The 18,818-nt window shown below is 66.5% G+C and carries 17 protein-coding genes; 9 read left to right on the forward strand and 8 right to left on the reverse strand.

Going from position 1 to position 18,818, the window contains the following annotated elements:
• The first annotated feature begins 106 nt into the window (after positions 1–106).
• Positions 107–829: an acetoacetyl-CoA reductase gene (phbB, locus tag MU856_RS16140; RefSeq protein ID WP_086457969.1), complete on the forward strand. Its 723-nt coding sequence runs from the start codon at positions 107–109 to the stop codon at positions 827–829.
• A 63-nt stretch (positions 830–892) separates the two neighbouring features.
• On the opposite strand, the gene MU856_RS16145 is transcribed toward phbB, so the two are convergent.
• Positions 893–1,639, reverse strand: coding sequence for a helix-turn-helix domain-containing protein (locus tag MU856_RS16145; protein ID WP_263587930.1), 747 nt, complete (start codon positions 1,637–1,639; stop codon positions 893–895).
• Positions 1,640–1,751: 112 nt separating this feature from the next.
• Between MU856_RS16145 and MU856_RS16150 the strand changes: the two genes are divergently transcribed.
• Positions 1,752–2,000, forward strand: a complete 249-nt coding sequence (locus MU856_RS16150) for a ribbon-helix-helix domain-containing protein (RefSeq protein ID WP_062901435.1) — start codon at positions 1,752–1,754, stop codon at positions 1,998–2,000.
• Here MU856_RS16150 and MU856_RS16155 read toward each other — a convergent pair.
• The 4 genes from MU856_RS16155 to MU856_RS16170 all read right to left on the reverse strand — a co-directional run bounded on the left by MU856_RS16155 (position 1,985) and on the right by MU856_RS16170 (position 9,620).
• The gene (locus MU856_RS16155) at positions 1,985–2,836 is read right to left on the reverse strand and encodes an ATP-grasp domain-containing protein (protein ID WP_263587931.1); all 852 of its coding nucleotides are present in this window, start codon (positions 2,834–2,836) and stop codon (positions 1,985–1,987) included. The two genes, MU856_RS16150 and MU856_RS16155, sit on opposite strands and share 16 nt — an antisense overlap.
• A 43-nt stretch (positions 2,837–2,879) precedes the next feature.
• Positions 2,880–7,577 carry an NAD-glutamate dehydrogenase gene (locus tag MU856_RS16160; protein ID WP_263587932.1) on the reverse strand — a complete coding sequence of 1,566 codons (4,698 nt, stop codon included), beginning with the start codon at positions 7,575–7,577 and terminating at the stop codon, positions 2,880–2,882.
• 165 nt (positions 7,578–7,742) lie between these two features.
• Complete coding sequence (locus tag MU856_RS16165; protein ID WP_263588988.1) at positions 7,743–9,143, reverse strand: hypothetical protein; 1,401 nt, start codon at positions 9,141–9,143, stop codon at positions 7,743–7,745.
• 96 nt (positions 9,144–9,239) lie between these two features.
• Positions 9,240–9,620, reverse strand: coding sequence for an OsmC family protein (locus MU856_RS16170; RefSeq protein WP_263587933.1), 381 nt, complete (start codon positions 9,618–9,620; stop codon positions 9,240–9,242).
• Positions 9,621–9,735: 115 nt separating this feature from the next.
• Here MU856_RS16170 and MU856_RS16175 point away from each other — a divergent pair, with 115 nt between their 5' ends.
• Entirely contained in the window at positions 9,736–10,743 is a 1,008-nt protein-coding gene (locus MU856_RS16175) for a DUF2804 domain-containing protein (protein ID WP_263587934.1), read from the forward strand.
• Positions 10,744–10,867: 124 nt separating this feature from the next.
• Positions 10,868–11,473, forward strand: a complete 606-nt coding sequence (locus MU856_RS16180; protein ID WP_263587935.1) for a Yip1 family protein — start codon at positions 10,868–10,870, stop codon at positions 11,471–11,473.
• A gap of 53 nt (positions 11,474–11,526) precedes the next feature.
• On the opposite strand, the gene queG is transcribed toward MU856_RS16180, so the two are convergent.
• The gene (queG, locus tag MU856_RS16185) at positions 11,527–12,579 is read right to left on the reverse strand and encodes a tRNA epoxyqueuosine(34) reductase QueG (protein WP_263587936.1); all 1,053 of its coding nucleotides are present in this window, start codon (positions 12,577–12,579) and stop codon (positions 11,527–11,529) included.
• Positions 12,580–12,636: 57 nt separating this feature from the next.
• Here queG and MU856_RS16190 point away from each other — a divergent pair, with 57 nt between their 5' ends.
• The 4 genes from MU856_RS16190 to msrB all read left to right on the forward strand — a co-directional run bounded on the left by MU856_RS16190 (position 12,637) and on the right by msrB (position 16,796).
• Complete coding sequence (locus tag MU856_RS16190) at positions 12,637–13,626, forward strand: ABC transporter ATP-binding protein (RefSeq protein WP_263587937.1); 990 nt, start codon at positions 12,637–12,639, stop codon at positions 13,624–13,626.
• On the forward strand, positions 13,623–14,870 hold the full coding sequence (locus MU856_RS16195) for an ABC transporter permease (protein ID WP_263587938.1): 1,248 nt from the start codon (positions 13,623–13,625) through the stop codon (positions 14,868–14,870). Before MU856_RS16190 ends, MU856_RS16195 begins: the two co-directional genes overlap by 4 nt.
• Positions 14,871–14,992: 122 nt before the next feature.
• Positions 14,993–16,249, forward strand: a complete 1,257-nt coding sequence (locus tag MU856_RS16200) for a cytochrome P450 (RefSeq protein WP_003042048.1) — start codon at positions 14,993–14,995, stop codon at positions 16,247–16,249.
• A gap of 58 nt (positions 16,250–16,307) precedes the next feature.
• Positions 16,308–16,796 carry a peptide-methionine (R)-S-oxide reductase MsrB gene (gene msrB, locus MU856_RS16205; RefSeq protein WP_263587939.1) on the forward strand — a complete coding sequence of 163 codons (489 nt, stop codon included), beginning with the start codon at positions 16,308–16,310 and terminating at the stop codon, positions 16,794–16,796.
• A gap of 84 nt (positions 16,797–16,880) precedes the next feature.
• On the opposite strand, the gene MU856_RS16210 is transcribed toward msrB, so the two are convergent.
• Entirely contained in the window at positions 16,881–17,609 is a 729-nt protein-coding gene (locus MU856_RS16210; protein WP_003042056.1) for a Bax inhibitor-1/YccA family protein, read from the reverse strand.
• A gap of 140 nt (positions 17,610–17,749) precedes the next feature.
• Here MU856_RS16210 and thpR point away from each other — a divergent pair, with 140 nt between their 5' ends.
• Positions 17,750–18,367 carry an RNA 2',3'-cyclic phosphodiesterase gene (gene thpR, locus MU856_RS16215; protein ID WP_263587940.1) on the forward strand — a complete coding sequence of 206 codons (618 nt, stop codon included), beginning with the start codon at positions 17,750–17,752 and terminating at the stop codon, positions 18,365–18,367.
• Here the strand turns inward: thpR and MU856_RS16220 are convergent.
• Entirely contained in the window at positions 18,274–18,762 is a 489-nt protein-coding gene (locus MU856_RS16220; protein ID WP_263587941.1) for a low molecular weight protein-tyrosine-phosphatase, read from the reverse strand. The two genes, thpR and MU856_RS16220, sit on opposite strands and share 94 nt — an antisense overlap.
• Between the last annotated feature and the right edge of the window lie 56 nt (positions 18,763–18,818).

The following is an 18,818-nucleotide window of genomic DNA, read 5'->3' on the forward strand; positions in this document are numbered from 1 at the left end:
AAAACTTTCCCCGCAAAGCCGCGCGATTGACGTTCCGGTCAACTTGCGGCCGCTTCGCGCGCGCCCTAATCAACAAAGAAGCAAGATTGTGTGGGAGAGCGAATTCATGACACGCGTAGCAATCGTCACCGGCGGCAGCCGCGGCATCGGCGAGGCCATTTCGCTGGCGCTGAAGGATATGGGCGTGCGCGTCGCCGCCAATTATGCAGGCAATGACGAAAAAGCGCGCGCCTTCACCGAGCGCACCGGCATCCCCGCCTATCGCTGGGACGTCGGCGACCATCAGGCCTGCCTCGACGGCTGCGCGCAGGTTGCCGCCGACCTCGGCCCGATCGACATCGTCGTCAACAACGCCGGGATCACCCGCGACGGCACGCTGGCGCGCATGACCTTCGACGACTGGAACGACGTCATGCGCATCAATCTGGGCGGCTGTTTCAACATGGCCAAGGCGACCTTTGGCGGCATGGTCGAACGCGGCTGGGGCCGCATCGTAAACATCGGGTCGATCAACGGCCAGGCGGGCCAATATGGCCAGGTCAACTATGCCGCCGCCAAATCGGGCATCCACGGCTTTACCAAGGCGCTGGCGCAGGAAGGCGCCAAGAAGGGGGTGACCGTCAACGCGATCGCGCCCGGCTATATCGACACCGATATGGTCGCCGCCGTCCCCGCCCCGGTCCTTGAAAAGATCGTCGCGAAAATTCCTGTGGGGCGTCTCGGCCACGCCGAAGAAATCGCCCGCGGGGTTGCCTTTCTGTGCAGCGAGGACGCAGGCTTCGTCACCGGATCGACGATGTCGATCAACGGCGGACAGCATATGTATTGAGCGCGCGCGCCCTGGCTCAAGACCCTCCCCCCTTTTCATGGGGAGAGGGCCTTGTTCCTCGCTTCAGTCCACCGTTACGCCGACGACCCGCCACGTATCGCCTTCGCGCACCAGCGAAAGCGTTTCGATCACGCCCGCCCTGTTCGTATAATCGGTACGGAATTTGACCATGCGATAGCCTTCGGGCGGCGCGGGGACATATTCGTCGCCAATCAGGACGCGCGATCTTGCGGCCCCGAGCGGCCCCTGCACCTGCCGTCCCGCATTGGCCCAGGCTTCGACGGTGTTGAGCGCCTTGAACGACTGTCCGGTCGCCTCCCAGCTTGCCTTCCAGTCGCCCTTCTCGACCAGCACAAGCCAGGCGCGCGCCGCGTCGGCGGCCGCGCTTTCGGTCGACGCGGCAGGCGGCGCCGCGGCGGGCGGACCGCCGGTTCCGGTCACCGAGGAAAAGGCGAGTAAAGCAAGGGCAAGCGACATGAGAATAGCTCCAGCTACCAGGCCGAGCAGCCGCACCGAGCGGCGCTTTCCGGCATGTGGAGCACCATCTCTCACGCCGGCCGCTGCTGGGGCTTCCCCCAAAGGCTTGTCCGCAAATTTTTCGGGGGGGCCATGTTCTATCGCGCGCAGCTTGCGCGCCGCCTCGCGGCTGCTCGACACCGCCATCTTGCGGCGGGCATCGCGCAGCCGTTCGTTGATCGTATGCACCGAAAGCCCCAGTTGCCGCGCCATCGATTTTGCATCATGCCCATCGACAAGCAGGCGCAGCGTCTCCTTTTCCTTTTCGGTGAGCGTCTGAATGGGTGCTGTCATGGGCCTGCCTGCCGTTGCGCCGGAACCGCGCGGCATTTTACGAATGGCCCGCCGGCGATCTACCCCAAATAATTCGTATCCGCATTTGCCGCGCCGGTTGTAAACCAGCGCGATGACCGCCTCCTATCACCCCCCCGTCAAACGCTCGGTTACGATTGCAGGGCACCCGACGTCGATCAGCCTCGAGCCCGTCTTCTGGGACGCGCTGGAAGTCTCGGCGGTGCAGCGCGGCCTGCCGGTCAATGCGCTCGTCGCGCGGATCGACGTCGAACGGATGGAGGCCCCCGATCCGCCGAACCTGACCTCGGCAATCCGCCAATGGCTGTGGCATGCACTCCTTGGCGATCAGACGGCGGCGTAAACCGCCTGCCCGAAGGCCGCGCCCTTGTCGCCGGCATGATGCAGGAACAGCGATGGCTCAATCAGCTCGAGTTCCATGATGTGCAGCACGCCCGCCGCATCGCCGACCATGTCGACGCGCGCATAGACGGGCGGCGCGGGCGCGGCGGCAAGCGCCGCGGCGGCGAGCAGGCGCGCCGCCTCGCTCGCTTCCCATCCCGTCTCGCGCCCGCCGAACTGTTCCTGGACGCGGAAATCGCCCGACGCGGGGCGCTTGACGATGGCATGGCTGAAGGCGCCGCCGAAAAAGAAGAGCGAATACTCCCCGTCGGCGAGGATGCCGGGCATCAGCGGCTGAACAAGGCGGCGGCGTCCCAGCCCATCGGCGGGGATCGGGGCGCCGGGCGCGATACGGTGCGTCCCGTCGGCACCGCCCGAAATCGCGGGCTTCACTACCACCTCTTCCACGCCGAGCGCCGCGCGCGCCTGCGCCAGCGATACGTCGTCCAGCGCCGCGGCCTCGACCGTCGGCACCACCGCAACGCCCTTCGCGCCAAGCTCGGCAAGATAGGCCTTGTCGCTGTTCCAGCGCAGCACCGGCACCGGATTGACGACGGGCAATCCCGCGAGCCGGTCGAGCAGCGCATACCAGACGGCAACGTCGCGCTGGTAACCCCAGGCGAACAGCGGCAGGATCAGGTCGAACCTGGTCAGGTCGCCGGGATCGGTCCAGACGCGCTGCTCGACCGCCAACCCGGCCGCCGCCAGCGCCGCCGCCTTGCGCGCGAAGGCGGGCCGCCAATTTTCCTCATAATCGGGTGCCGGGACGAGGATCGCGACGCGCGGTTGGAACGGCATAGAGCCTCCTGAAGCCCTCCCCCTAAGGGGAGGGTCAGACCTGTTACCGGCCGAGCAGCCCGCGCGCCTGCCCCGCAATGTGCGACAGCATCGCGCCATTGGGATTGGGGATGGTGCGCGCGCGGTCGACCGTCGTGCGGAATTGCGCGACGCGCGGTCCGTTCGCTTCCAGCCATTTGCTGACCCCGGCATCGAGATCGCCCTTGGGCAACCCCGCGAGGAAGCTCAGCCGCATCTGCTGGAAATCGCGCGCCAGGCTGTTGACGAGCAGGCGTTCCCACGGGTCGGCAGGACTCATGTGCGCCGCCAGCGTCTGCGCCCAGTCGAGCCCGAGCGCGTCGCCCAGATGCGTGAAGGCCCGCGTCACCCCGACCTCATCGTCGCCGCGCCGTTCGGCAAGGTCGACGATTCCGATCGCGCCGTCGGTCTTGAACAGGCGGACGACCGCCGCGGTCAGCGCCTCGGGCGCGCCGGCGTCGAGCAGCTGCTGCGCCAGCGCGTCCCACTGACGCCGCACCGACGCGCTGAGCAGCGTGTCGACTGTCGCGGTCAGGCGATCGACGCCGGGTTCGAGCCGCGCAACGAGCGCGCCCGGCTGCGCCAGGCCGGGGCTGACGCGCAGCAGGTCGGCCATCTGCGATGCCATCGCCGAGGCGGCCTGGCTGAACAGCGACAAGCGGATGGATTCGTTTATCCCCGCGCTGTCGAGCGACGCCCACAGCCCCTTCATGTCGAGCAAGCGTTCGACGGCGACGAACGCCGCCGCGACCTCACCCAGCGAGCAGCCCTCTTCTTCGACCAGTTCGAGCGGGTGGACGATGCCCATGCGGTTGACGATGCGGTTCGCAAGCTTGGTCGCAATGATCTCGCGGCGCAGCTGGTGATCGGCGATCGCCCCCGCGAAATCGCGCTGCATCTCGGCAGGGAAGGCCGCGGCAAGGTCGCTCGCCAGCGCGGGATCGTCGGGCAAGGCGCTCGCTTCGATCGCGTCTTGCAGCGCCAGCTTCGCAGTCGATAGCAGCACGGCGAGTTCGGGCCGCGTCAGCCCGCTCCCTTCGGCCGAGCGGCGCAGCAGCTCGTCGTTCGCCGCCAGCCCTTCGACCTTGCGGTCGAGCCGGCCCGATGCTTCGAACGTCTCCATGATCCGCACCAGCGACGGCACCGCGGCAGCGCCACCCTTTTCGGCGATCGACAGCGCGAGCGCCTGCAGTCGGTTGTCCTCGAGCACCAGCGCCGCGACATCGTCGGTCATGCGGACGAGCAGCGCGTCGCGATCATCCTGGCTCAGCCGGCCTTCGGCCATCTCGCGGTTGAGCGCGATCTTGATGTTGACCTCATTATCCGAACAGTCGACGCCGGCGCTGTTGTCGATGAAGTCGGTGTTGATACGCCCGCCCTTCGCCGCGAAGGCGATACGCGCGGCCTGCGTGACGCCCAAATTGGCGCCCTCACCCACCGCGCGGACGCGCAGATCCTCGGCATCGACGCGCAGCGCGTCGTTGGCGGGATCGCCGACCTCGGCATTATTCTGGCCCGCCGCCTTCACATAGGTGCCGATGCCGCCGAACCACAGCAGATCGGCGGGCGCGCGCAGAATGGCGGAGATCAGTCCGGCGGGGTCGATTTCAGCAACCGAAAGACCCAGCAGCGCCTGCACCTCGGGGGTCAGCGGGATGCTCTTCTGGCTGCGCGCGAAAACGCCGCCGCCCTTCGAGATCAGCTTCTTGTCATAATCGTCCCAGCTCGACCGGGGCAGTTTGAACATGCGGTCGCGTTCTTTCCAGCTCTTGGCCGGATCAGGATCGGGATCGAGGAAAATGTGACGATGGTCGAAGGCCGCGCACAGCTTGATCGCCTTCGAGAGCAGCATGCCGTTGCCGAACACATCGCCCGACATGTCGCCGCAACCGACGACACGGATCGTGTCGGTCTGCACGTCGATGCCCATTTCGGCGAAGTGACGCTGGACCGAAACCCACGCGCCCTTGGCGGTGATGCCCATCGCCTTGTGGTCATAGCCTTTCGACCCGCCGCTCGCGAACGCATCGCCGAGCCAGAAGTCACGCTCCATCGCAAGTCCGTTGGCGACGTCGGAGAAGGTCGCGGTACCCTTGTCGGCGGCGACGACGAAATAGGGGTCTTCGCCATCGCGGATCACGACGCCCTTGGGGTGCACCACCTTGCCGCCGACGATATTGTCGGTGATCGACAGCAGTGACCGGATGAAGATGCGATAGCATTCGGTGCCTTCGGCGAACCAGGCGTCGCGATCCTCGGCCGGGCTCGGCAACTGCTTGGGATAGAAGCCGCCTTTCGCGCCGGTCGGGACGATGACGGCGTTCTTGACGCGCTGCGCCTTCATCAGCCCCAGAATTTCGGTACGGAAGTCGTCGCGCCGGTCGGACCAACGCAGGCCACCGCGCGCGACCGGGCCGGCCCGCAGATGGATGCCCTCGACGCGCGGGCTGTACACCCACACCTCGCGCCACGGCAGCGGCTTGGGCAGCCCCGGAACCAGGCTCGAATCGATCTTGAACGCCAGCGCCTCGGCCGCCGCGGGCGCAAAGGCGTTGGTGCGCAGCGTCGCGCCGATCACCGCATGGAACAGGCGCAGGATTCGGTCGTCGTCGATCGACTGGATCGCTGCAAAGCCGGTCTGGATTTCGGCGGCGAGCTCTTCGGCGCGCGCCGCATCCTTTGCCTGGGGGTCATGGAGCGCACGGAAGCGATCGACGAGCGCGGCGGTCAGCGCCGGGGCGCCGCGCAGCGCCGCCACCACCGTATCCATGCCATAGCTCGATCCGCCCTGGCGCATGTAGCGGAACCAGGCGCGCAGCCACACGATCGCCTGTGGATCGGTCTGCGTCACCAGCACGAGCTGGTTGAACGCGTCGTTTTCGGCCTTGCCATCGAGCACCGCGGCAATCGCGCCCTCGATCGTCTCCACATGCGGCATCAGGGCGGTTTCGTCGACATTGGCGGGCAAGCGCAGCGAAAAATCGTGGATGAAGGTTGCCTCGGCATCGCCCTCACCGCCGCCATGGACGTGCAATTCGGTCGGGATTTCCTCGAGCACCTCGAACCCGAAATGTTCGAGCGCCGGAACCACGTCCGACAGCGCGAGCGGTCCGGCCGCACTATAGACCTTCAGCCGCAGCCGGTCGTCGCCGTCGAGGCTCTTTTTCGCCAGCCGCACATTGCGCGGGCGGTCGGCATCGAGGTCGCGCAGACGCAGGATGTCGCGCGCCGCCTCTTCGGGATTATAGAGATTGCGGTAATTGGCGGGGAACAGCGGGGCGAAGCGCGCCGCAAGCGCCGCCGCGCGGCCCGGATCGCCGCGGCGCGCCAGCGCGCCTTCGACTTCGGGCTGCCAGCCGCGCACCATCTGTTCGAGCTGAGCGTTCAGCGCTTCGGTATCGGGCACGATGCCGCCGCCGCGCAGGTCGAGCGTGTAGCGCAGCAAGGCAGCGCCGCCATCTTCGAGCGCCATCGTCCAGCCTATGACCCCCGCCTTGGCCTCGCGCACCAGCAGCGACTCGATCGCCAGCCGGCGACCCGTCGACACCTCGTCGCGCGGCAACCAGACAAAGGTGAAGAGATGGCGGCCGAGCGGACTGCGTATCATCACCAACTTCGGGCGCGGGCGATCGGTAATCGACATCGAGGTGAGCACCAGTTCCTCGAGCGATTCGGCGTCGAACGCGATCAGCAAGTCGTGGGGCAGCGCGGTCAAAGCGTGCGCGAGCGCCTTGCCCGCGTGGCCGCCGGGGTCGAAGCCGAATTTGGCCATCAGCGCCTCGAGTTGCGCGCGCAGCACGGGCACCTTGGCGGGCGGCGTCGACAGCGCGGCGCTGGTCCAGAGGCCCGCGTGGATCGACAGGCGCTCGACCGTCTTGCCCTTCATCTCGGGAACGACGACCAGATCGAGCAGTACGCGGCGATGCACCGACGACAGGCGGTTCGACTTGATGAGCAGCGGCGCCGTGCGGCCCTTTTCGAACCAGGCGAAGGCCGCTTCGAGTGCGGTTTCGGACAGGATTTCGCTCGTCCCCGCGGCACAGATGCCCAGCGGGTCGTGGCGCTTGCCGTCGCGCGTGCGCCATTCATGGCCGAGCTGCGTCATCGCGCCGCTTTCGAACCAGCGCAGCAGCTCGGCGCCATCGCCGTCGGCGCGCATCGTCGAATCGGCGAGCATCGCGGCGCGCATCGCCTTCCAGTCGGCGACCGCAGCGCGCACATCGGCGAGCGAGGCTTCGAGCGCATCGAGCAGACGGCGCCGGGCGCGGGCGTCGCCGCGTTCGAGCTCCATATAGATGACCGACTCGCGCGCACCGTCCTTGCCGGCGTCGACCGCGGTCAGATGATTTTTCGCATCGCGCTCGACCGAAACCACCGGGTGGAGGATGCGGTGCACGGCAAGACCCTGCGCGCCCGCGATCTGCGAGGTCGAATCGACGAGGAAGGGCATGTCGTCGTTGACGACGACCAGGCGCATCCGGCGGTCAGTGCCGTCAGCCGCCACCGGCTCAAGCAGGAACGACGGTTGGCCCGGCGCCCGGTCGAGCGACGCGCGGGCGGCGAATTCGCCCGCTTCAGCCAGCGCCTTGGCATCGAGGTCGTCGCTCTCGCCGGGCAGCGCGCTGCCCTGCAAGGCGGCCTGATAGGCCTTGGCGAATTTCGCAGGAACTTGCGCCGCCGGCGACGGGCCGGCTGCGGTGTCTTCAGTCGATTTTTCAGGCATAGGGTTGCAGCATCCCGGACCAAGTTAAAGCGAGCATCCGCCGGGGGGACGGCGGCGCCTTGCGCTACGGCTCCCTATGCGCCCGCGCCGCGAAAGGCTCAAGACCCCCCGCGCATGCCGCGCAAAATTATTTCAACTTTTGGATTGTCTGTTACGCTACTCGGGTCAATCGGCCGGGGTGATCGCGATTGCCTTCTTCGCCAGCTTCGCAACCAGCGCCGGATCGTCGGCCGCCTTGGCGACGATGCCGATGTGTCCGCCGGGCATCGCGCGCGCAATCAGCACCACGAATTCGGCATCGCCCGCATCATGCTCCAGGATCAGCGCCGGGTGCGCGGTGCGCAGCGCCGCCAGTTGCTCGTCAACCTTCGCCGCTGCATCGCCCGCGGGCTTGCGGCGCGCGCGCGTATCCTTGACCAGACCCTTGAGCCCGCCCGGATAGCGGTCGAGATAGGCGGGAAGCGACCCGCGCTCCAGCCCCGCGTCCTTCGCATGGCCGAGCACGCAGGCATATTCGGCGAGGCGCGTCTTGTCGTAGGAGGCGCCGAACACCAGCTTGACGACTGGCGTCATCGGCGCACGCTCCTGCGCCTGCAGCCCCGCATCCTCGAGCAATTCGGCGAAGGCGTCGGGCTTCGCTTCGGCGGCGAGCGCGAAATCCCACGCCTTGCCGACCGCCTGATAGAGCGCGCTGCGGCTGCGGCTGTCGGCCGCCATCGCGCGTTCGGCGGTCTCGCGCGCCAGCGCCAGCCAGTCGGCCAGCTCGGCATCTTCACCCGGTCCGGCCGCGCCATCGTCGACAGTCTCGTTGGCGGCATCATCACCCTTGGCAGCCGGTACTACGGGATCGTCGAAGCGCTCGGTCAGCAGCATCACATCGCCAAAGGCAACCGCTTCGGGCAGGGCGTCGCCGAGCGCGGCGAAACCCGGCGCCGCTTCGTCGTCGATCTGCTCCGAATCGGGGCCGTCGGCCCACACTGGCACGGGTGCGGTCAGCGGTGCAGCGCTGCGCAGCGCCTGCTCGACCGACAGTTGCAGCTCTTCAGCCTGCTCTGCGGCAACCGCTTCCTTCCAGTTGATGACGCCCATGATAAAATCGATGGTGTCGTCGTCGGACGAAAAGGGCAGCAGGATGCCGCGGTACATGATCGTCATGCCGCGATCGTTGACGAACTCGGCCTCGAAGCCGATCGGCGCGCGGTTGGCGATGATCTGGAGATAATGGTCGGTCAGCCGCGACAGCAGCGACCGCCCCGAAATCTGGCTGATATAATGGACATCCTCGTCGATCTGCGATTCTTCACGCAACCGGTCGCCGAGATAGGAGATGCCCGGATTTTCGATACCCGCGGTAAAATCGAGCAGCACCGCATTAGGCCCGAAATCGGCGCCGTCGAGGTCGAGATCCTCGACCGACGGATAGGCGCGGTCGGCAAGCAGCGATGCCCAATGATTATAGGCGCGCACCTGCATCCGCCGTTCGTCGACACCGACAGCCGGCGGCGCATCGATCGCGCCATCGTCCTGATCGTGGCTGCCCGAAAGCAGTCCGCGCATGCTGTCCATCATTTGTCCCCAGTCGCAAACATCGGGGATGTCATGCACCGACAGTGGTAAAAGTGGCGTAAACGATGCGCTCCGCAGGCACCGCGCGCCGCGCCGTCAGGCGAGCATGGTGGCGATCGGCAGCCCGGCCTTAAGCGTCAGCGTGACCGGCGTGCGCTCGGCAATGTCGGCCATGCGCACGCGTTGTTCGTTGTCGAGCCCGACGATCGCCAGCGTGCGGTCGATCCGCTTCTCCTCGCGCCCCGACAGGCGCAGGCCGACCTCGACCGATTCGAGCGGCCAGCCCTTGCGGTCGGCATACATGCGCAGCGTGATCGCGGTGCACGCGCCCAGGCTCGCGAGCAGCAGATCGTAAGGCGCGGGTCCAACCCCGCCGCCGCCGAGCGCGGGCGGCTCGTCGGCGATCAGCGCATGGCCGCCGACATCGATCTCGGTGCGATAGCGGTCCTTGCCGATTCGCGCGCTGCCCTGCGCCATGCCACCCTCCTGCATCCTGCGTCGCGCGCAGCCTATCAGATGCACCGCCCGTTGCCAGCCACCATGCGCGGCTGGCATAGACGGCCCCGCAGGGGAGGCGAGGATGCAGACAAGAATGGGAGCAGGACCGCTGCTCGACGCGCGCGGGCAGCTCGCCGAAACGGGCTGGGCGACCGCCGAGGTGCGCCGCTACGACCGTGTGCGGATCGCGGCCGGCAAGCTGCGGATCAAGGAGTGGGACTATTATTGCATCCTCACCGACGCCTTCGGGATCGCGCTGACCGTCGCTGACAATGGCTATCTGGGCTTCCTCGGCGTGTCGTGGATGGATCTGGCGGCTCGAACCGCGATCAACGACGGCGCGGTGATCCCCTGGCCGATGGGCCGCATGCGGCTGCCCGAAAGCGCCGATGCGGGCGATATCGAACAGCGCCGCGGCGGCATGCTGCTGCGCTTCCGGCACGAACCGGGCGGCCGGCGGCTGACGGTCGAGGCCCCGAACTTCGGCGGCGGACAGGGCCTCGCGGGCGAATTATGGCTCGCGCAGCCGCCGATGGACCGCATGGTAATCGCCACGCCTTTCTCGGGGGCGCCACGGGCCTTCTATTATAATCAGAAGATCAATTGCCTCGCCGCCGAGGGCGAGATTCGGGTGGGGAACACCCTCCATTGCTTCAGCCCCGACCGCGCCTCTGGCGTGCTCGACTGGGGGCGCGGCGTCTGGACCTACGACAATGTCTGGTATTGGGGATCGGCCTCGGGAATGGCGGACGGACGCCGCATCGGCTTCAACATCGGCTACGGCTTCGGCGACACGGCGGCGGCATCCGAGAATATGGTGTTCGTCGACGGCACCGCGCACAAGCTCGACCGCATCGCCTTTCATATGCCGGCGGGAGGACCCGACGCAGGGCCGTGGCGCTTCACGAGCAACGACGGCCGGTTCGAAATGACGATGGACCCGATCGTCAATCGCCACCACAGCACCAACCTCGGCCTGTTCAGGACGGTGCAGGATCAGGTTTTCGGCCGCTTTTCAGGGCGCATCATCCTCGACGACGGCAGCGCGCTCGACATTGCCGGGCTCACGGGCTTTGCCGAAGAAGTGCGCAACCGCTGGTAGTCGGTGCTGTGCGCCTGCGCACAGCAATCCACACCCTTGCGCCCTATCCCCGAATGCGAGACTATCGCGGTCCATCGGGGGAGACATCCGGGGTCGCGGTTCAGCCATTGGGTGGAGACCGACTATGACAGGGAATGACCAGCAGCCGCGCTCGATTATCGATCGCGTGAAGAATATCTTGCTCCAGCCCGCGCGCGAGTGGGAGGTAATCGACGGCGAAGCCGAAACGATCGGCGGCCTTTATCGCCGCTATATCATCCCGCTGGCGGCGATTCCCGCTGTGGCGGGGCTGATCGGCATGCTCGCCTTCGGCTTTTCGGTAATGGGCTTCACCTATCGCCCCTCGGTCGGCTCGGCCGTCGCATCGGCCGTCGTGCAATATGCAACGACCTTGATCGGGGTCTTCATCCTCGCGCTCATCATCGACGCGCTCGCCCCCAGCTTCGGTGCGACACAGAACCGCGTCCAGGCGTTCAAGGTCGCGGCCTATTCGGGCACCGCGAGCTGGGTCGCGGGCATCTTCGCGATCCTGCCCGCACTTTCCTGGCTGTCGCTGCTCGGCCTCTACGGCCTCTATCTCCTTTACCTCGGCCTGCCCCGCCTGATGCGCGCGCCGCAGGAAAAGGCGATGACCTACACGATCCTGATCGTCGTCGCGGCGATCGTCGTCGCACTCGTCATCGGCGCGATTACCGCCCCGATCACCGCGACCTTCATGCGGGGGTTCTAGGCAAGAAGGCGGACCGGCGAGGGCGGGGGCGGTGCGATCGCCGCCTCCCGCCGTCAGTCCGCCAGTTGCTCGAGCGCCCATCGCGCGGCGTCGGCGACCATCGGCGATGCGTCGCTTGCCAGCGCCATCAGGCGCGGCCGCAAACTGCGATCGCCGCTGTTGCCCGCCGCAATCGCGGCGTTGCGTACCATGCGGCCCCGCCCGATCCGCTTGATCGGCGAGCCTGAAAAGACCTGCCGGAACCCCGTATCGTCGAGCGCGAGCAGATCGGCGAGCGCCGGCGCCGCCAGTTCGCCGCGCGGCAGAAACGCCTGGTGCCGCGCCGCGGTGTCGGCAAACTTGTTCCACGGACACACCGCCAGACAATCGTCGCAGCCATAAACGCGGTTGCCGATTGCGCGCCGGAATTCGGTCGGGATCGGTCCATCATGCTCGATCGTCAGATAGGAGATGCAGCGGCGGGCATCGACGCGATAGGGCGCGGGAAAGGCCGCGGTCGGGCATGCCTGCTGACAGGCGGTGCAACTGCCGCACCGGTCGCGTCCGGGAACCGAAGGCACGAGATCGAGCGTGGTGTAGATCGCGCCCAGAAACAGCCAGCTGCCATGCTCGCGGCTGACCATATTGCTGTGCTTGCCCTGCCAGCCGAGCCCGGCAGCGGCGGCGAGCGGCTTTTCCATCACCGGCGCGGTGTCGACAAAGACCTTCACCTCGGCGCCCGGCGCCTCGGCGACGAGCCAGCGCGCGACATGCTTCAGCGCCTTTTTGACGACGTCATGATAGTCGGCTCCCTGCGCATAGACCGAGATGCGGCCGCGGTCGGATGCCCCAGCGAGCGCCAGCGGATCGGTGCCGGGGGCATAGCTCATGCCGAGCGCGATCACCGACCGCACCTCGGGCCACAGCCCTTGCGGCGATCCGCGCTGTTCGGCGCGGCTTTCCATCCAGATCATGTCGCCGTGGCATCCGTCGGCGAGCCATTGCGCCAGCCGCGCCGCGGTTTGCGGCGCCGCGTCGGCGCGCGCGATGCCGAACGCCGCGAAGCCATGCGCGCGCGCGGTGGCCGCGAGCCGCTCTTCGATCGGGGGCAAGGCATTGGAAAGCATTGCGCCCCTATACGACAGGCGGCGGGCCGTGCCATAGAGCGATGATACAGTGATGATATGCAGGCCGATTCAGCGAGCGGGGACCAGCGTTTGACCGATTATTGCGTGGAGGCGCGCGGCCTCACCAAATATTTCGACGAATTCAAGGCAGTCGACCATGTCGACCTCGAGGTACCGGTCGGCAGCATCTATGGCGTTCTCGGTCCCAATGGCGCCGGCAAGACCACCAGCCTGCGCATGACGCTGGGCATCATCGATCCCGACGAGGGGACGAGCCGCCTCTTTGGCAGCCACAAGCCGCAATCGGTGCGCCACCGCATCGGCTATCTGCCCGAAGAACGCGGCCTCTATCCCGGTATGAAGGCGCGCGAGGCGATCGCCTTCATGGGGGCGCTGCGCGGGCTCGACTGGGGCGAAGGTCGCCGCCGCGCCGCGACCTTCATGGCCGAACTCGGGCTCGAACGCGTCATCGACGAAAAGATCCGCAAGATGTCGAAGGGCATGGCCCAGATGGTTCAGCTCATCGGCTCGATCGTCCATGCTCCCGACCTGATCGTACTCGACGAACCCTTTTCGGGACTCGACCCGGTCAATCAGGAGCGGCTTGAAACGCTCGTGCGGCGCGAACGCGATCGCGGCGCGACGATCCTTTTCTCCACCCATGTGATGGCGCATGCCGAGCGACTATGCGACCGGCTCGCGATCATCGCGCGGTCGCAACGCCGCTTCGAGGGCACGGTCGACGAGGCGCGCGCGCTGCTGCCGATGCAGGTGCGCTACGCACCGCGCACCGGCGCCGACGATGACGTGATCGCGGCGCTGCTGCCCGCCGATGCGCAGCGGCGCGGCGACGCTTGGCATTTTGCGATCGACGACGCGGGGGTTGAACCGCTGCTCGCGCGGATCACCGCCAGCGGGCATGGCGTCGCCGGCCTGTCGATCGCCCGCCCCGGCTTGCACGATGCCTTCGTCCATATCGTGCGCCAGGTCGACGCGGGCTTCGCCGCCGACGCCGCCGAAGAAGCCGCTGCGGAGGCAAGCGCATGACTCCCTTTCTGAAAAATATGGCTGTCGTCGCGCGCCGCGACTTTCTTGCGATCGTGGCGACGCCGACCTTTCTCCTCTTCCTGCTCGCACCGCTGTTCATGCTCGGCATGAGCCTGGTCGGCGGCCTCGGTGCATCGCAGCTCGCCGACAGCGCGCGCGGCGCAGGGCGGATCGTCGTTGTCGCCGACGCCGGCGATGTCGCGGCGCTGCGCAGCGCCGACACACGCTTGCGCGACGCGCTGGGCGGCCGCGGTCCCGCGACGCTCGACGTGCGGATCGCCTCGCCGAAGGGCGATGATCCGCTGGTCATCGCGCAGGAAAAGGGCGCCGACACCTATGCGGTGATGGTCGGCCCGCTCGCCGCGCCGCGCATCGTCGAACGCGAGGAGGGTAGCCGCTCGGGCCGCTATCTCGCGCTGCTCGCGGAAGAGGTGTTGCGCGACCGCGCCGCCGGCGCGGTGCCGCCGGTCGCACCGCATTTCGAATCGATCCGCAGCGGCGGGACGAGCATCGCCGTGCAGCAGTCGATGGGCTTCGGCGCGGTCTTTGCGATCTTCCTGATGACGCTGCTGCTCGCGGGGCAGACCGTCAGTTCGCTGGCAGAGGAAAAGGGCAACAAGGTCATCGAAATCCTCGCCGCCGCGGTGCCGCTCGAAAGCGTCTTTCTCGGCAAGTTGCTCGGCATGCTCGGCGTCGCGGTGCTGTTTATCGCCTTCTGGCTTGCGATTGCGGCAGGAGGCGGGTTGATCGCGGCAACCCAGATCGACCCGGCCACGCTCTCGGCGGCAGGCGCGGGCAAGCCGGTCGCGGCGATGCTCGCGGTGCCGGCTACCGGCTGGGGCTTTTTCGTCGGCATCTGCTTCGTCTATTTCATCATGGCTTTCCTGCTGCTCGGCGCGGTGTTCCTCGGTGTCGGCGCGCAGGCAGGAACGGTGCGCGAAATCCAGATGCTCAGCCTGCCGATCACCATCTTTCAGGTCGGCATGTTCAGCCTCTCTTCGGCCGCCGCGAGCGCGCCGGGCAGCCCGCTCGCGCGCTTCGCCGAAATCTTTCCCTTTTCGTCGCCCTTCGCGATGGCGGCGCGCGCCGCGACCGACGATGCGAAGGCGGTCCATCTGCTTGCGCTCGGCTGGCAGCTGCTCTGGGTCGCGCTCGTCATCTTCCTCTCGGTCCGGATGTTCCGCGCCGGGGTGCTGAGCGGCAAGGCGGGCTGGAAATTCTGGAAACGGCGGCAACCCGCGTGACCTCGGGCGACCGTTGCCATTTCTAGGGTGATCGCCCCAAAGCCTCATTGACAAAACTGTAAATAGTGGCATTCTGCAACCCAATCGGCCGCGCCCGACGGCCTTGAGAGGAGTTGCCCCCAATGGCCACCCAGATTCGCGTCGAACCCGAAACCGTCAATCCGCTCGACGTCAGCCGCGCCGACATGTGGCGCGAGGATCGCTGGCAGCAGCCGATGGCGCAGCTGCGCGCCGAATCGCCGATCTATTATTGCGACGATTCGAAATTCGGTCCCTATTGGTCGGTGACGACCTACAAGCCGATCCAGCATATCGAGGCGCTGCCCAAGATATTCTCCTCCTCGTGGGAATATGGCGGCATCACCGTCGCAGGCGACGGCATCGAACATCTGCAGGAGGGCGAAATCCCGATGCCGATGTTCATCGCGATGGACCCGCCGCAGCACACGGCGCAGCGCCGCACCGTCGCCCCGGCCTTCGGCCCCTCCGAAATCGAACGGATGCGCGCCGACACGCTGCGCCGGACAAGCGAAGTGCTCGATTCGCTGCCGATCGGCGAAACATTCGACTGGGTCGAAAAACTGTCGATCGAACTGACGACGCAGATGCTCGCCATCCTGTTCGACTTTCCCTTTGAAGAACGCCACAAGCTGACTGCCTGGTCCGACGCGCTCGGCGACATCGAAAGTTTCAATACCCTCGAAGAACGCCAGGCCCGTCTCGCGATCGCATTCGAAATGGGCGCCGCGTTCAAGGAATTGTGGGACCGCAAGGCGCAGAATCCCGGTACGCACGACCTGATTTCGATCATGCTCCAGTCGGATGCGATGAGCCACATGAGCCATGAAGAATTCATGGGCAACCTCATCCTGCTGATCGTCGGAGGCAATGACACGACGCGCAATTCGATGTCGGCCTACGCCTACGGCCTCCATCTTTTCCCCGAGGAGCGCGCGAAGCTGGAGGCAAATCACGATCCCGAACTCGCGGTCAACGCGATGCACGAGATCATCCGCTGGCAGACCCCGCTGGCCCACATGCGCCGCACCGCGACCGAAGACACCGAATTGTTCGGGCACCAGATCAAGAAGCGCGACAAGATCGCGCTGTGGTACGCGTCGGCGAACCGTGACGAGAGCATCTTCCCCGACGGCGACCGGATCATCGTCGACCGCGAAAATGCGCGGCGCCACCTCGCCTTCGGTTACGGCATCCACCGCTGCGTCGGCGCACGCGTCGCTGAGCTTCAGCTTACCGCGCTGATCTCCGAAATGCAGCGGCGGCGGCTGCGCGTGAATGTGGTCGGGGAACCCGACCGGGTGAACGCCTGCTTCGTCCACGGCTATCGCCACCTGCCCGTGGTGCTCGAGAAATATTGACGCGGCGTTGAAACCGGGAGCAGACCGGCATCGTATCTAGAAGGCAGAGGAGCCTGCCATGATCGAACGTCGTTATCTGCTTTCCGGCCTCGCCTTGGGCGGCGCGATGATTGCCGCGCCGATGCTCTTCGCCAAGCCCGGCAAGCGCCCGCTGGCACAGTCGGGCTGGCGCCTCACCGATGCCGAGTGGAAAAAGCGCCTCTCCGCGACGCAATATGCGGTGCTGCGGGAGGCCGCGACCGAGCGCCCCTACACCAGCCCGCTCAACAAGGAGCATCGCGCCGGCACCTTTGCCTGCGCGGGCTGCGCGCTGCCGCTGTATTCGAGCAAGACCAAATATGACAGCGGCACCGGCTGGCCGAGTTTCTGGGCGCCGCTGCCGGGCGCGATCGCAACGTCGGTCGATCATGAGCTAGGCTATCCGCGGACCGAGGTGCATTGCCGGCGCTGCGGCGGCCACCTGGGTCATGTCTTCGACGACGGCCCGAAGCCGACCGGCAAGCGCTATTGCATGAACGGCGCCGCGCTCCTCTTCATTCCCGCCTGACCACGCGCCGATTGGTGCACGCTCCAAACGAAAAGGCCCGGCGGATCGCTCCGCCGGGCCTTTGCCGTTCCGATGCGCCGCCGCTTAGTCGCGGCTGCCCATCAGGTTGAGCAGGAAGGTGAACATGTTCACGAAGTCGAGGTAGAGCGTCAGCGCGCCCATCACCACCGACTTGCCGACGAAGTCGGTACCGCGGACATAGAAATACATGCTCTTGATCTTCTGCGTGTCATAGGCGGTGAGGCCGGCGAACAGCAGCACGCCAATCACGCTGATCGCGAGGTTGAGCGCGGTCGACTGCACGAAGAGGTTGATCAACATCGCAACGAGGATGCCGACGACGCCCATGATCAGGAAAGTGCCGAAACCCGACAGATCCTTCTTGGTCGTGTAGCCATAGAGGCTGAGACCGAGAAAAGCCGCTGCGGTCGCGAAGAAGGTCGTCGCGATCGAGGTCTGGGTGAAGGCGAGGAAGATCGTCGACATCGACAGACCCATGATCGCCGCATAGCCCCAGAACAGCGCCTGCGCCGCGCCGGTCGACAGCTTGTTGATCCCGAAGCTGAGCACCATCACGAAAGCGAGCGGTGCGAGCATGACAACCCACATCAGCGGGCTGCCGATCAGCGACAGGGTGAACCCCGTCGAATAGGCGAGCATCGCGACGATGCCGGTAAGCAGCACGCCCGAACCCATATAGTTATAGACCGACAGCATGTACGACCGCAGGCCGGCATCGACGGCCTGATCCATCGCGCTCGCGCTGCCAGGAAAGCCGGACGCCGCCATATTGGGGTCGTTCCAATTAGCCATTTTCAAATCTCCATCACCGGCCAGCCCATACCGGCCGTACTCCCAATATCAGTATTTTCGCCCTCCGTTTCAAGCGAAACCGGTCCGGGCGCCTTCGGCGCTGTCGCGCGCGGTGCAAAAGCCCTATGACGGGGCGCACCATGTCCACGCACCGCCTGTTCGTCGCCCTGCGCCCGCCGCGGCCGATTCGCGCCCGGCTGATCGCTGCAATGCATGGCATTTCGGGCGCACGCTGGCAGGATGACGATCAACTTCACCTGACCTTGCGCTTCATCGGTGAAGTCGATCACCACCGGGCCGAGGATGTCGCCGCGGCGCTCGGCGCGTTGCACGCCCCCGCCATCGCCGCACGCATCGCGGGGGTCAGCCTGTTCGAGCGTCATGGGCGGCCGCACATGGTGTGGGCGGGGGTTGAGCCCGCCGAACCGGTCGCGGCGCTGCACCGCAAGGTCGACCAATTGCTGATGCGCGTCGGGATCGAGAGGGAGACGCGCGCCTTTCTGCCGCATGTCACGCTGGCGCGGCTCAATCGCGGATCGGGGCCCGTCGCACCCTTTCTTGCCCTGAACGGCGATCTGGCGACGCCCGACTTCGTCTTCGGTCATGTCACCCTTTATGAGAGCGAGCTTGGCCATGGCGGGTCGCGCTATCATCCGATCGCGCGCTATCCGCTCGACGGCCCGGTCGCGGCAACCAGCGCGGCGGCAACCGCGCTGACATCGGCCCAGGTTTCGGCAAAGCCATCGTCGGCGCCATAATAGGGATCGGTCACGCTCTCGCCCGCCCGTCCGGGTACGAGATCGAGCATCAGCATCAGCCGCGCCGTCGCGTCCGCCGGGGCGAGCGCATGCGCGGTCCGCAGATTGTCGGCGTCGGCAGCCAGGATCAGATCGAAGCGGTGAAAGTCGCCGCGCACGAGCTGGCGCGCGCGCAGATCGCCGATATCGACGTCATGCCGCCGCGCCTCCGCCTGCGCGCGGGCGTCGGGCGGGTAACCGACATGCCAGTCGCCAGTCCCCGCGGAATCGAGCCGCACCGCGATTCCGGCGTCGGCAAAGGCGGCACGCGCCGCGCCCTCCGCCAGCGGCGAGCGACAGATATTGCCAAGGCAGAGAAAAAGGATGGCTGGCGCATCGCCCCGGTCGTCGGTCATGTCATGTCCTTCTTCACAAAGTTGAACCGGTTTTCAACTTGCGCTGCCCGGCGGCT

Origin of the sequence: Sphingopyxis sp. GC21, assembly GCF_025727575.1 — a bacterium.
Classification (GTDB): domain Bacteria; phylum Pseudomonadota; class Alphaproteobacteria; order Sphingomonadales; family Sphingomonadaceae; genus Sphingopyxis; species Sphingopyxis terrae_A.